The sequence below is a fragment of the Litchfieldia sinesaloumensis genome (assembly GCF_900156865.1).
Taxonomy (GTDB): Bacteria; Bacillota; Bacilli; order Bacillales; family Bacillaceae_L; genus Ferdinandcohnia; species Ferdinandcohnia sinesaloumensis.
The window spans coordinates 629,895-642,321 of record NZ_LT732529.1 but is presented as its reverse complement, the minus strand read 5'-3'; the positions used below and the strand labels follow the sequence as shown (position 1 = coordinate 642,321).

Annotated in this window: 17 protein-coding genes; 2 read left to right on the top strand and 15 right to left on the bottom strand. The window is 35.9% G+C overall.

Going from position 1 to position 12,427, the window contains the following annotated elements; genetic code table 11:
- Positions 1–70: 70 nt before the first annotated feature.
- From CZ490_RS03155 to CZ490_RS03145, 3 genes are read right to left on the bottom strand one after another with little or no spacing between them, the layout of a single operon-like run.
- Entirely contained in the window at positions 71–448 is a 378-nt protein-coding gene (locus CZ490_RS03155; RefSeq protein ID WP_077617523.1) for a VOC family protein, read from the bottom strand.
- A gap of 43 nt (positions 449–491) precedes the next feature.
- Complete coding sequence (locus CZ490_RS03150; RefSeq protein ID WP_077617522.1) at positions 492–1,037, bottom strand: DinB family protein; 546 nt, start codon at positions 1,035–1,037, stop codon at positions 492–494.
- A gap of 58 nt (positions 1,038–1,095) precedes the next feature.
- Positions 1,096–1,371: a hypothetical protein gene (locus CZ490_RS03145; protein WP_077617521.1), complete on the bottom strand. Its 276-nt coding sequence runs from the start codon at positions 1,369–1,371 to the stop codon at positions 1,096–1,098.
- Between the two features lie 303 nt (positions 1,372–1,674).
- Between CZ490_RS03145 and CZ490_RS03140 the strand changes: the two genes are divergently transcribed.
- A complete protein-coding gene (locus tag CZ490_RS03140) occupies positions 1,675–3,741 on the top strand; it encodes a catalase (protein ID WP_077620919.1) in 2,067 nt (688 codons plus the stop codon).
- Positions 3,742–3,872: 131 nt separating this feature from the next.
- Here CZ490_RS03140 and CZ490_RS03135 read toward each other — a convergent pair whose 3' ends face one another.
- Complete coding sequence (locus CZ490_RS03135; protein ID WP_077617520.1) at positions 3,873–4,136, bottom strand: hypothetical protein; 264 nt, start codon at positions 4,134–4,136, stop codon at positions 3,873–3,875.
- Positions 4,137–4,445: 309 nt separating this feature from the next.
- On the bottom strand, positions 4,446–5,744 hold the full coding sequence (locus CZ490_RS03130) for an MFS transporter (RefSeq protein WP_327078398.1): 1,299 nt from the start codon (positions 5,742–5,744) through the stop codon (positions 4,446–4,448).
- 332 nt (positions 5,745–6,076) lie between these two features.
- On the opposite strand from CZ490_RS03130, the gene CZ490_RS03125 reads away from it, so the two are divergent.
- Positions 6,077–6,499, top strand: a complete 423-nt coding sequence (locus tag CZ490_RS03125; protein WP_077617519.1) for an RDD family protein — start codon at positions 6,077–6,079, stop codon at positions 6,497–6,499.
- Between the two features lie 29 nt (positions 6,500–6,528).
- On the opposite strand, the gene CZ490_RS03120 is transcribed toward CZ490_RS03125, so the two are convergent.
- The 10 genes from CZ490_RS03120 to CZ490_RS03070 form a co-directional block, all read right to left on the bottom strand.
- Positions 6,529–6,717, bottom strand: coding sequence for a hypothetical protein (locus CZ490_RS03120; protein WP_077617518.1), 189 nt, complete (start codon positions 6,715–6,717; stop codon positions 6,529–6,531).
- Positions 6,718–6,787: 70 nt separating this feature from the next.
- Positions 6,788–6,973 carry a PspC domain-containing protein gene (locus CZ490_RS03115; protein ID WP_077617517.1) on the bottom strand — a complete coding sequence of 62 codons (186 nt, stop codon included), beginning with the start codon at positions 6,971–6,973 and terminating at the stop codon, positions 6,788–6,790.
- 200 nt (positions 6,974–7,173) lie between these two features.
- The gene (locus CZ490_RS03110) at positions 7,174–7,464 is read right to left on the bottom strand and encodes a serine hydrolase (RefSeq protein WP_077617516.1); all 291 of its coding nucleotides are present in this window, start codon (positions 7,462–7,464) and stop codon (positions 7,174–7,176) included.
- A 60-nt stretch (positions 7,465–7,524) separates the two neighbouring features.
- A complete protein-coding gene (locus tag CZ490_RS03105; RefSeq protein WP_077617515.1) occupies positions 7,525–7,950 on the bottom strand; it encodes an RND transporter in 426 nt (141 codons plus the stop codon).
- Positions 7,951–7,960: 10 nt separating this feature from the next.
- The gene (locus tag CZ490_RS03100; RefSeq protein ID WP_077617514.1) at positions 7,961–8,221 is read right to left on the bottom strand and encodes a hypothetical protein; all 261 of its coding nucleotides are present in this window, start codon (positions 8,219–8,221) and stop codon (positions 7,961–7,963) included.
- A 456-nt stretch (positions 8,222–8,677) separates the two neighbouring features.
- Positions 8,678–8,932 carry a histidine kinase gene (locus CZ490_RS03095; RefSeq protein WP_077617513.1) on the bottom strand — a complete coding sequence of 85 codons (255 nt, stop codon included), beginning with the start codon at positions 8,930–8,932 and terminating at the stop codon, positions 8,678–8,680.
- Positions 8,933–9,219: 287 nt separating this feature from the next.
- Positions 9,220–9,606 carry a hypothetical protein gene (locus tag CZ490_RS03090; protein ID WP_077617512.1) on the bottom strand — a complete coding sequence of 129 codons (387 nt, stop codon included), beginning with the start codon at positions 9,604–9,606 and terminating at the stop codon, positions 9,220–9,222.
- A 509-nt stretch (positions 9,607–10,115) separates the two neighbouring features.
- Entirely contained in the window at positions 10,116–10,814 is a 699-nt protein-coding gene (locus tag CZ490_RS03080; RefSeq protein WP_077617511.1) for a Type 1 glutamine amidotransferase-like domain-containing protein, read from the bottom strand.
- Between the two features lie 94 nt (positions 10,815–10,908).
- On the bottom strand, positions 10,909–11,673 hold the full coding sequence (locus tag CZ490_RS03075) for a hypothetical protein (protein ID WP_077617510.1): 765 nt from the start codon (positions 11,671–11,673) through the stop codon (positions 10,909–10,911).
- Positions 11,674–11,745: 72 nt separating this feature from the next.
- Entirely contained in the window at positions 11,746–12,108 is a 363-nt protein-coding gene (locus tag CZ490_RS03070; RefSeq protein WP_077617509.1) for a hypothetical protein, read from the bottom strand.
- Positions 12,109–12,427: the final 319 nt, after the last annotated feature.

Genomic DNA, 12,427 nt, shown 5'->3' with positions numbered 1-12,427 from the left:
GCCAGGCTCCAAATGCACTAACCCTTTTACTTGACGGGCGCTGGCACCCATTTTCATTTCTTTACTATCATTATTTAGAAGTTATTCTTAAAAAATAGCCGTCTGGATCTACAATCTTAAACCCTCTCATATCCCAAGGGTATTTCTCCACCTCAACTTCAATTGGGTAATCGCTGTTAAGACATCGTTGGTACACTTTTTCTAAAGCATCTACAACAATAATCAATTCAAACCCATTGCCCTTAACGTTACTTTTGGCCTTTTGATTAAAATAGTGTCCATGCAATAGGATTGATTCAGAAGTTAGTAACAATGAGAAACAATCATAGTTGAATCGTGCAGAACGTTCATTTCTGCCAAACAGTTCTAACCCGATAATATCTTGATAAAACTTTATAGATTCTTCAATGTCTTTTACATACAACTCAACTCTGAAAAGGACACTCATCTTTCTCTCCCTCCCTCTTTTGTGAAAGCATATAAGATTGTTATTACAGCTTGTCTTTATTCTCCTGCCTTTTTAGTATCCCTAAATATTCTTTCCATGGACCTACATCGGCCCTGTATCGCTCAGCCATTACCCTTACAATTTGGGCAATGTGTGTTAAGTCATGAACAACCCAAGTTGACAGCAACTCTCTTATCGTAACTGTACCAAATTCAGGGTGTAAACCCTTCAGCTCAAGATGAAGATCAGGTTCAACACGAGACTTAAGTTTACGTATATTTTTCATTCTGATTTCCTTAAATTCTTGCAACTTCTGGTCAATTGACAGTTGAGACCTATCGGTTAAGTGTGAATATCGATCAAAAGGAGGAAATGGTCGATTGCCACCTTCCTGAAGAATAAATTCTAACCTTGGTATCCAATTATTTTTCTCTCCCTCAATGAGATGCTCGATCACTTCAATGGCATTCCAGGTTCCTTCGCCTTCATCACATTGTAGCCAATCTTGCGATAACCCAGATAAAAAATTCTCCAGTGTTTGCGGTGTACGTTCTAGCACCTCTATAGCTTCCTTCATATTAAAATGCACGACTACTCCCCCTCATCTTCTATCCTACTTAACTATGATTATCTTTCAATAAATAAAGCTACATAACGGTTTCGTGCAATCGTTTTCTTTTAATAACAAAGTATGTTAATACACCCATAACAAGATAGATAAACAACATACCACTCCCTATTACTACAGAAAAATCAAATCCAGTGATTAAAATGTATACACTTAGTAAAATATATATGGTTAAAAATACAAAACCTTTCTTTCTGCTTTTCACAAAAATCGAAGTAAAAATACCCAATATTAAACCTACACTTAGTAAGTGACTTAATAAGACCAATGAATACATCAAAAAATCATTATTCATCAAATATCCCCCTTTTAATGAAACTATTTCTTAGTTAGGGTTTATCCCTTGTTCGTTAGTACACTAACTTCTACAAATAAAGGGTGTTCTCCTCTACGTTTTGAGTTATCGCTTTCAAGCACCCGAATTTTAGACCGTTCTTATCGGAAATTGTTTTGGTTATCCAACAAGCTACAGCTCACCTTCTCCCCCATCGCCTAATTATTTTTCCAAGTATGCATATTTATGGTTGGTTGGCGAAATCTAACAATGGTAATTATTTAAAAAATATTTCGGGAGGAATATCTATTGAACAATAATCCAATGAAAGACATTAAACAACAGCAATTGGACGATTATCGTGTTCAGAACATCGGAAATCCACTTACAACCAATCAAGGAAGGACCATTGCAAATGATCGATCACTATTAAAAGCTGGTGAACGTGGGCCGACGTTACATGAGGATTGGCAGTATTTTGAAAAGATAACTCACTTTGTACATGAAGAGCAGCCTGAACGGGTCGTTCATGCCAGAGGTTATAGCGCACATGGTGAATTTGAATGCTATAAATCAATGAAGCATGTAACAAGAGCAAATTTTTTATCAGAACCTGGTAAAAAGACGCCTCTAACTATTCGTTTTTCAACCGTCCAAGGGCCAAAAGGGTCTTATGATACAGCGAGAGATTTACGTTGTCAGGGAGTTAAGTTATATACGGATGAAGGAAATTATGATTTGACAACTATTGCAATGCCTGTTCTCATTAACTATGACGCGATGAAATTTCCAGATGCTATGCATGCTTACCAATCAAAACAAGATGATGATATCCCAACAGCTACCGGCGCACACGACAGATTTTGGGATTATGTTGCAAATAACCCGGAAGCGGTACATATGGTCACTTGGATTATGTCGGACCGAGGGGTTCTAAGAAGTTATCGTCATATGGAATCTTGGTCAATTAATACATATACTTTTGTAAATGAACAAGGTAAAGTAACGTATGTACGATTTGTGTGGAAGCCTGTTCTTGGTGTTCAGTCCTTACTTCAAGAAGAGGCAATTAAAATCGGTGGAATTGATCCTGACTTCCATCGAAAAGATCTCCGCGAGGCAATAGAGCGTGGTGCCTATCCAGAATATGAATTAGGAGTTCAACTAATTCCTGTCGAAGATGAACACAAATATAACATCGACATTCTTGATCCAACCAAGTTCTGGCCAGAAGAACTAATTCCAGTTGAAATGATTGGTAAAATGACACTCAATCGAAACATTGAAAATTACCATACAGAATCCGAACAAGTTGCATTTAATCCCGCGAATGTTGTACCTGGGATTGACTTTTCAAATGATCCAGTCTTACAAGGTCGGTTAATTGCGTATCATAGTGCACAACTGTATCGGATCGGACCTAATTTCCAAGAGTTACCGATTAATAAACCGGTTTGCCCATTCCATAATAACCAAAGACGTGGACCTATGCGTCATCGAATCGATGTCGACCATGTGAACTACCATAATAATTCGTTAGCTGATAATACCCCACACGAAACACCGATTGAAGAAGGTGGCTATGAACATCAATCTAAAGAGGTAGGTAGTCGTACTACACGAAAACAGATTGATTCGGTAAGTGATTTCTTTTCACAGACAAGAATATTTTGGAATAGTTTGACACCTATTGAAAGAATGCATACCATTGAAGCGTTTAGCTATCAGCTCGGTAACGTAATGGATGAATCCGTTCGTCAGCAAAATGTGAATTTATTAGCTAATGTCGATGTGGAACTGGCATCAGCAATTGCAGATAATATCGGTGTTGCTCGACCAACAGGTAGCCATGTTCCGGTTTCTGATAGTTATCCATCCTTAAGTCAATTCAATACACCTCCTAGTGCGTATACGAAAAAAGTTGGTGTACTGATTGGCGATGGTTTTAATGATCAGGAAGTTAGTGAGATCCTGGATTTCTTTGACCAACAAAAAGTTTTTTACGATATTATTAGTGAAAGACTTGGATTTGTCACAGGAGCCAACGGGTCAAAAATCAAAGTTAATAAATCATTCCTAACTTCTAGTCCATACTTAGTTGACTCCGTTTACGTTGTCGGAGGAAATACTCCAAATGAAAAAAGGTTTACGGAAAATGTTTTAGAGTTTGTGAACATGGCCTACAAACTCTACAAGCCAATCGGCATTGCTTCAACAGGTCAGGAAATGACTGCACTAACAGGATTGGAAAACTCAGAGGGTGTCGTCCTTGCAGCAAATAATCCAAACTTTAAGCAAAATTTTGTTACCGCTATCGCGCAGTCCCGCTTCTGGAACCGGGACAAAGGGACAGGTCCCGCGTCCCAAGGAATGTCAGGTATAACGAAATAATGAAATATGGAGGAGGGTCCCACCCTCCTTCTTCATTTTTAAGAGGATGAATCAAAGAAGGTCACTATTTGAATGTTTTTATTCAATCTTTCACCATGTAATTTCTATTTTCAGTATACTCTTTTTCTAGGTTACTTTTTTGATTCTTTCCTTACTTTATTGTTACTCAACAATACTAGAATTAGCATTAGAATAGTTAGAAGGCCATATGTTGAGATAACCATATCAATTACTCCCAAATTTAAGATGAAAATACTTACACTTAGTACAACTATAAATTGAATGAACCATAGAAAAAATGTTTTCGTGGGGTTACCTTTCTTGGTAACTACCATGAAAAATAAGGAAAGACCTATTATTAAGGTTACGGCTAACATCATTATTTCTGCATTCAAATTATACACCTCCAAATGAGATCATACCTAATTTACGTTTATACGAGAAAAAAGTTTCAACTTTCAAAAAACTAAAACCTTCTGAACTTTCCTGCTCCGTAAGTGTGCTAAAGCATCTGCAAATATGTTTACAAATGCGGTTGAAGTATCACTAGTTGGGGCAGTCTCCTTCTTTAAGGAAAATTGCAACCTATATCTTCAGTATTTTTCATTCCAACTCTTTAGAGACTTTAGCTCCTACCAGTACACCATCAAATGGTTCTCCTTCACATAATCCTTTTGCCTATTATCTAGATAATGTGGGCGTTACTAACTCGCTTGTGAATACGATTTTTGAGTGGCCGCTTTTTTCCCATGCAGAAAAAAATATAAAAAGATACACAAAAAAAGGACGATGGCTAACGCTAGATACAATCCACGGAAGCCTAATGTTGGAATAATAGTACCTAATAGAAAGGGGCCGAAGCCAACCCCAAAATCACAACAAATCAGAAAAGTAGAAGTTGCGAGACCAACCCTGTGCTTTGGTGATTCTTTAATAGCGATGGCTTGAAAGCAAGACTGCATCGTTCCAAAACCTAGTGCAATAAACACACTTGATAAGAGAAAGGTTAGACTATTGTGAGATTGACTAAGTATCAATAGACCCAACGCATATGAAATAATGGATGGATATACAACAAAGTTATCCCCTTTTTTATCTAGCAACTTACCAGTAATTGGTCTTGAGAATAATAGAACGATTGAATATACAAGAAAGAAGAAGCTTGCTGCTTCTAGCAAATTTATTTCAGTTGCATAAGGAGTCATAAAAGCCAAGACACCTGAATAAACAAATCCCATGATTGCAATCATTAGTGACATCGGGATGGCCTTTTTCTCAAAGTAATTTGATAATTTAAACCCCTTCAACGAATTACGTTGCTCCTCTGTCATCACCGAACGTGGGATCCTTAAAAATAATGGGAGGAACAAGCTAACACTAGACAGAAGGGTACACACGATAAAAATCATAGAGAAGCTTGCATGTTGGTTTAGAAATAGGCCAAGGAATGGACCAATCGACGTTGCCAAGGTATGATTCAGAAAAAAGTAACTAATTCCTTCCCCTCGACGTTCCTTCGGGATAACATCGATTACGATGGTGGCTAAAGCAGTTGTAGATATTCCGAATGCAGCCCCATGAATGAATCGAACCAAAAGTAGTAGATACATATTCGTGATAGTAAAATAGAGCAAAGTTGGTACAAAAAACAAAAGAACCCCTACTAATAGTACCTTTTTCCGTCCAATTGTATCGAGATACCTCCCCGTGAAAAACCGAGCAAAAACAGCTCCAATCACAAAGATACTAGCAGCAAGACCAGCCATACTTTCCGAAGCTTTAAATTGTTGAATCGCATAAACAGCCATAGTTGTTACTAATAAGAAATAGACTAATGCAATGAAAAAGGACGTGAAAAACATAATAATAAAGTCTTTCGTCCATAGCTTTGTTTGTTTCAATCTTCCTACCTCCAACTCTATGATGTACATGATATAAGCAAGCACAATGGAACTAAACACACAATAAACAATCGTACAATCTTCTTCTAAATACGCGTTCACAATTAACCGCTTCCTAAACTAAGTATATATGAAATAAAACAAACGGGTAATAATCTTATTAGGACGCATACCGGACTAGCCTGCGTAGCACTTCACTACTAATCTGCCTCCATTTAAAACATGTTTTTACTCAAAAACTACTCGAACTAAACTTCATCTAATTCTTTAAATTCTCATATATAAAATAAAAAAAGCTGCCGCAGCAACTCACACTTAATCTCTTGCCCTTAATAAAAGTCCTAAGTATTTTTGATGAAGTAGTTACCGTTAAACTAAGGTTACCATAATATAACTCAACAAAGATTAATACAATTTCTAATGGAGGTGTTTACATGCATAGTACTTTTAATCCAGCCGGGTTTTGGGTTCGACTTGGCGCTACACTTATTGATGGTTTTGTCGTTCTTTTTGTTACTTTTCTACTTTCCCTCATTTTCAACTTTCCAATAAATGATGATTCTTGGCAATCTGGCCTTATTGAATTCTTATATGCTCTAACTCTACCAGTCTTATGGTACGGGTATACAGTTGGAAAAAAGGTATGCGGGATCCGAATCGCGAGGATTGATGGTGAAAAATTACACATTGGGAATATGATACTTAGGATTGTAGTTGCTGGACTACTATACGCCTTGACGTTAGGAGTCGGGTTTATTGTTAGTGTAGTAATGGTGGGAGTTCGAGAAGACAAGAGAGCAATCCATGACTTCGTTGCTGGAACCTACGTAACCTATAATCCCCCCGATAGAAATTAACATGTGCAGACAGAGGGGCATCTGGCCCCTCAGTTTAAAAACATCATTAATAATGGGGATAGTAATGTGGCAACGAACAAAAGTAGAGTTAAACCAGTAAACATATATGTCACATATTTCTTTCGATCGATCCCCTGTCTAAGTTCCCACAATCCAATTGTAATCAAATATAAACCTATCATTGAAACGATCACCGGAAGCATTACAAAAATATTCATAAAATATGCCCCTTATTAGTTATTCCTCTTAAAACCTAAATATCACAGTTCGTAAAGAAATTGAATCAATTTATCTATAATGGTAGTCGTCCTCTAAAGCCCAAACAAGAAAGATATATACCCAAACCGAAACTGAAGCCGTGATAAGGAATGCTAACCTAACGGCAAGTGGCGATTTACCAAAAAATGTTGCTATGCCACCGCATACCCCATATATTGCCTTATTGGTTGATGATCTTCTTAATTTTCTCGTCATCCAAATCACTCTCCCTAGTCTTTTTTAGAAACCAATAAACTCCCCTAATTTAAGTTCTAATTTTTTAAAAACCACTTCAACTAAAACTGGAGTAAGAAACCCATTTGGATTATGTAATCGATATCGCAAGGCGCATCACCAATCGTATACCAATTGGGTTTGCCAACTGATTGACATCTCCCACAAAGAAGAGATCTTTTTCAGTCCTGCCCCTTATAGACATGTAGTCTACTAAGCATATTGCTATCGAAGTAAGTAGTAATCTCATCCGTTAATGACAACTTACCCTGCTCACGCAAAATCAAAATACATGCGGTTGTAAATAATTTTGTGATGCTTGCCATAAGTAACGGTGCGTCTAGATTCTTGTCACCATACTCCTTCTTGTACAAAAAATCGCCATTTGTATTTTCAACTAATAGTACGCACTCATGTATGAACTTTGATTTTGTCGTACGATTAAAGTGTTTCTCAAACTTACTTGTTTCCATTTCTTAACACCCCTCCTCCCCACAACTTACTCACCGAGGTAACTAATACGTTTCGATGTCTTAGTTTTTAATAATAGATTTTCGACGATCGAGAAGATTCGCGATCGAGTACGAGATGATTAAAGTCGCTCCAATTAAAAAAGCAATAACGAAACCAAACATACCTAGTGCGCCTACCCATCCAATTGTAAAAGTTAGAAAAAACAACTCATAATAAAATCCTACTAATATGATAGCGACTGGAATGTTGAATGGAAACATGCGCTTCCAATTTATTGCTAACAGTCCAGAAAAAAGTAGTAATATGACTGAGATAATTAGGTGAATGGTCCCCCACCGAAAACCTAATCGACTTTGTGCAGCTTCACCAATCCCAGGTGAATAATACAAATCATATACAGTACTAGTTATCGTAATAATAGCCGCCAATAAAACCAGTGTAAAAACTGTCCAATTTAACACTTTCTTGTTAATTTGAATTTCCATTTCATGCCCCCTAATACGTTATTAAACTCTCAAAACTTCCGTCTACCATGTCAAAAATGTTACTTACGACCTGCTCTTCCATATAATAGAGTAAAGCACCAACTGTAATTCCTAATATATATCCCATACCTACGCCAACTATTTGAATAAATTTATAATCAAACATCATCGCAAATGTACTTACGAACGAACCTAAAAACAATCCAAAGATCATTCCGTATACTAAATAATTAGGTAGGTTGGGCTGCTTTTTATTTGTTTTATCAGTCATGTTTCGCCCCCTTCAAACCCTATCTCCACTTCAAAGACGCTATGCGATATTCACATTATAAGTACATACATTCATATTAACATAATTTCCCATGAGCACCTTGTGAATTCAGGAATTTTGCGACTTCTCATGTTTTAAAACCATATTGATTCGATGCACAAGGGTAGGTTGGTAGCTAGGGTTTCATAAAAAACTAAAAGCAGCTTATACGTCAAGCATTAGATTTGGCTGCTAATTAAAATTCTATGTTAAATTACGGATAACCATCACCGTAACTTGGGTACAAATGCAGAGTATAATACAGAAAATCTTAAAAAGCTTGGCTACTTTTGTAATACCTATGACCCTATCCACAAATTCTTAGACTTTTCTCTGCTTTCATATAATAAATCCCTCCAACTATTTTCAGTAGCTGTAGTCACATATAGACTGACAAAGATTAAATCATTATTCTTGTTAAACAAGCCTGAAAACTAAAACGATAAATAGTCCGATTACAACTCCGATATCAGGGGCCAATCGTTTGCTTTCTTTTTTCTTTTCACTTATTGCAATCAGTTTTCCGCTGATAAATAATAAAATTCCTATGCTCAGTACTATATGACTGAAGGTTGAACTGAAAGTAACATCATCTGAAAATAGAACAATAAATATCGGTATGCCAATTAACAAGAGGGCACTCAAATACAAAAACCATTTCATTTTTTCCATTAAAGTACATCCCTCATTCCTATTTAATCTCTTAAATCATTGCTGGGCTCTTACAAAAGTAAATTAATGTATCCCACAGCCCTGAAAAAATAATATCGGTTGGTTTTTATTTCTATTATTTACGTTAGAAGATAGAATAAGGTTTCAAATTAGACATCACAATAAAGAAGCATGGGCGATTGCCTATGCTCCGGAAATTTTTTATTTCGTATTTCATACTAGCTTCGCATTAAACAGACAGCCCTAACTTAACTTCTCAGAAACAATGATAGTCTACTAATCAAATGCTAACCTATATGTTTTTTCACCAAGATAAACTGAGCGACTGGATTGATAATATATGCTAAACATAAAGCAATAAATAGCGGATAATTCTTCTCATTGCCTAGGAATAAATAATCAATAATCCAAATAATTAATAATGAGATAAAGAGGATATTATAACTAATGTGGTTGCTTTTTTTGATAATCTCTTTACCCATTTCGTCCTTTTGAACTTCTCTTCTAGTCCCCCAAGTAATAACCTCACTCCAAGCAATAACTAGCCCGATAATTAATAGAAATTCCGGAATTCCCAAAGTATCTCCAGTCCGAAAATAACTTACTAATGTCGAACCAAAATATAAAGTAATGACTCCCAATACAACTAACCAAATCATATCTTTCTTTTTCATAAAACATCCCCTCCCTTTACTTTTTTTGAATTCATATAAGTATTACTTGTTTTCTTCAGTTCTAACTGGATTAAATAATTCTTCCATTTTTACTCCCAGATGCATCGCAATGTCAAAGACCATTGCAAACTGGGATCATATTTGTTATTCTCAATCGCATTAATAGTTTGTATGCTAACTCTACATAGTTCTGCAAGTTTCCTTGGGAGACACCTACTCTCTCTCTCTGTACATCTTAATACGATTTTCCATTCCACTATTTCACCACCAAATACAAAGGTGTAAAAAACCTTTTACACCTTTATTATAAAAATTGACAAAGAGGATGTCAAATGTTTTTTACACCTTACGCATAACCTTCTCTTTCTTCAAAAAAATCCTATTTATATAAAAAGGCCCAGTAGGTTTTCTTCTACTGAGCCTGCGCCATATTTCCCTGCTTCAATGAATCTTGCTTAGTATGTTGCTGTACGAAACGGCCAAACAAGCGACTCTTTTACACCATTCCCTCAAATAGAACCTAAAAATTGTGTTTCAAGCTCTATTTCCTTAACTTGCTCATCATAAAACACTTTATATGCCTTAGCATTTAATCTAGAACTTACGATTTTATATATGTCTTGATTTATGTAATGAATAGCAACACCATCATCAACAGCAATCCCAGGTTTGATTTTGTTTGTTTCAATTAATTTATGATAGGAAGGCTTTCTTTCTGCTTCTCCATCGTAATGGGGACAGTTACTCCCCTTTATAAAACCCATACACTTTAATGGTTCTAGCCCATCTCCATAAGAATCAGTAACTCCCTCTTCAAACCAACAAATAGAACCTGCACTAATACCAGCTAATAATATCCCATTTTCCCAGGCCTTTTTTAAAAAAATATCTATGCCCCATTCTTTCCATAAAACTAATAAATTCTTAGTATTTCCACCACCAACATAAATAATGTCTTTTTCTAATAGGAAACTCTCTAAGTCTCTGGTGGGTGGTCTAAATAACGACAAGTGAGATGGTCTACAATTCTGTTTTTCGAAAAAGTTATAATATCTAGAGATGTAATTATCTGAATCTCCACTTGCAGTGGGAACGAAACAAATTTTCGGATTTGTTTTATTAGCCTGGTTAAGAATGTATCGATCCAACAAAGGGTTCTCAGGTTCCATAGAAAACCCTCCACCACCTAGAGCAATTATTTGTCTCATTTAACACCTCTTAAATTAAGACTGATTTATTATGACCTCTCCCTATTTTAATTATTAGAGAGATAAAAATACGATGTAATCGTAGTATATGAATTTATGCAACGATCAATATCTCATTCCCTTTTTTTCTCACCCTTCCTTTTATTTCCCCAATTCCTTCAATGATAAGGGATTCATTAGTTTCGATAGGTTCCTTCTTTAGAATTAAGTGCATTTTTGAAACATATTTAAATCCATCTTTTGGATACGTAATAACAGGTTGCTGGATTACGTATTCTTCATTATTGAGACGAACCCCAATAAAGGTTTGATGCAGTCGTTTTTCTTCTGTAGATTTGATATTCATTGGATCAAATGAGGTAACTATAATTGGACCCTCAATAAAAAGATGAATGCCCTCTTGCTTTTCAAACTCGTCGATGGGCTTTTTCTTGTTTTCTATTACGTAGCTGATAATATCCAATGTTTCCTGAGAAACTCTGATTCTATCCTCTGTGAGATTGATACATACCCCCACATGCTGCTTAAGAATTTCATATAAACTTTCTTCCGAATCTAAAAAAGTCTCCTTCCAATCTGGTGCAATCTTATCTAGAATCAAACAAATATATAAACCTGAACCCATACATCCACTGCGTATTTCAAGAGCCGATCGTTTTCGATCGATTAATAATGGTGTGAAATGTTTCTCCAGTACCTCGGCATAGGATAGCATGCTTTTATCTGCATAGGCCTTAGACTCCAAGTACCAAGCTGGTCCTTCAACTGTCTCTACGAGCTTTTCATAATCCAGATATTTATTAAGGATGCCTTCCCTTTTTTCCCGCAATGAAATGAAGTCAATAATAAATCGGTTCATTTCCTCTTTAGAGTCAGCTAGTACTGCTTGATGTAGACACGTTCTCTCTCGGTTTCGGATTTCTACGTTATCTTACAATATCGGATAGGTAATCCCAAGTAACTCATTCGGAAATCTCTTTTCACCTTTTATATGCTGGTAGCCGTGAAATAGCTCATGAACAGCAATCGAATATAGACTCTCATAATCTGCGTAGTAATCAAGATCAACGATAGCCGTTGGATACTCATCAAATAGGATTATAGTACACCCTCTAAACCGGTTGTCCCATTTTAACGTTTGATAGAGATTTTTATTCTTATATGATGGGTGGTTAAACAGGTACACATTGGTTCTATCAAAAAAAGCAAAAGCCACAGCTTCAAATCCTGGCCAATAAAGCCTCAGTTTTTCATTATTTATATCAGTAGAAATTCTCGCTAGATGTTTGTTCACCTTTTTTCAACTCCTATGGTGCTTTGTCTTTGTGATATCATAACCATATTTACGAATAAACTGTAAATTAGTTTCGATTTTTAAAAAACTATCCTGATATTGCTAAAATATGATGATGAATAATGACAAGCAAAGTCCATATCTCGCTCTAACAATTCAATATACAAAAAGTGTAGAAGAGGCTAACTAAAAAAGGACTAGCAAATGATTTTATTTGCTAGTCCTCCTTTTTGTATTTTGCAATTAAATAGTCAAATACTAGTAGTAACCATTTATTACTAATTGTTACTCAGTTTAAGGGAATGCGATAATTTCCATT

What these genes read in the sequence shown, in the direction of transcription:
- CZ490_RS03155 (WP_077617523.1), bottom strand. Translation starts at nt 448, where the DNA reads ATGAGTGTCCTTTTCAGAGTTGAGTTGTATGTAAAAGACATTGAAGAA.
- CZ490_RS03110 (WP_077617516.1), bottom strand. Translation starts at nt 7,464, where the DNA reads ATGGAAACAAGTAAGTTTGAGAAACACTTTAATCGTACGACAAAATCA.
- CZ490_RS03075 (WP_077617510.1), bottom strand. Translation starts at nt 11,673, where the DNA reads ATGAACCGATTTATTATTGACTTCATTTCATTGCGGGAAAAAAGGGAA.
- CZ490_RS03120 (WP_077617518.1), bottom strand. Translation starts at nt 6,717, where the DNA reads ATGAATATTTTTGTAATGCTTCCGGTGATCGTTTCAATGATAGGTTTA.
- CZ490_RS03105 (WP_077617515.1), bottom strand. Translation starts at nt 7,950, where the DNA reads ATGGAAATTCAAATTAACAAGAAAGTGTTAAATTGGACAGTTTTTACA.
- CZ490_RS03145 (WP_077617521.1), bottom strand. Translation starts at nt 1,371, where the DNA reads ATGAATAATGATTTTTTGATGTATTCATTGGTCTTATTAAGTCACTTA.
- CZ490_RS03090 (WP_077617512.1), bottom strand. Translation starts at nt 9,606, where the DNA reads ATGAAAAAGAAAGATATGATTTGGTTAGTTGTATTGGGAGTCATTACT.
- CZ490_RS03100 (WP_077617514.1), bottom strand. Translation starts at nt 8,221, where the DNA reads ATGACTGATAAAACAAATAAAAAGCAGCCCAACCTACCTAATTATTTA.
- CZ490_RS03115 (WP_077617517.1), bottom strand. Translation starts at nt 6,973, where the DNA reads ATGACGAGAAAATTAAGAAGATCATCAACCAATAAGGCAATATATGGG.
- CZ490_RS03080 (WP_077617511.1), bottom strand. Translation starts at nt 10,814, where the DNA reads ATGAGACAAATAATTGCTCTAGGTGGTGGAGGGTTTTCTATGGAACCT.
- CZ490_RS03095 (WP_077617513.1), bottom strand. Translation starts at nt 8,932, where the DNA reads ATGGAAAAAATGAAATGGTTTTTGTATTTGAGTGCCCTCTTGTTAATT.
- CZ490_RS03140 (WP_077620919.1), top strand. Translation starts at nt 1,675, where the DNA reads ATGAAAGACATTAAACAACAGCAATTGGACGATTATCGTGTTCAGAAC.
- CZ490_RS03125 (WP_077617519.1), top strand. Translation starts at nt 6,077, where the DNA reads ATGCATAGTACTTTTAATCCAGCCGGGTTTTGGGTTCGACTTGGCGCT.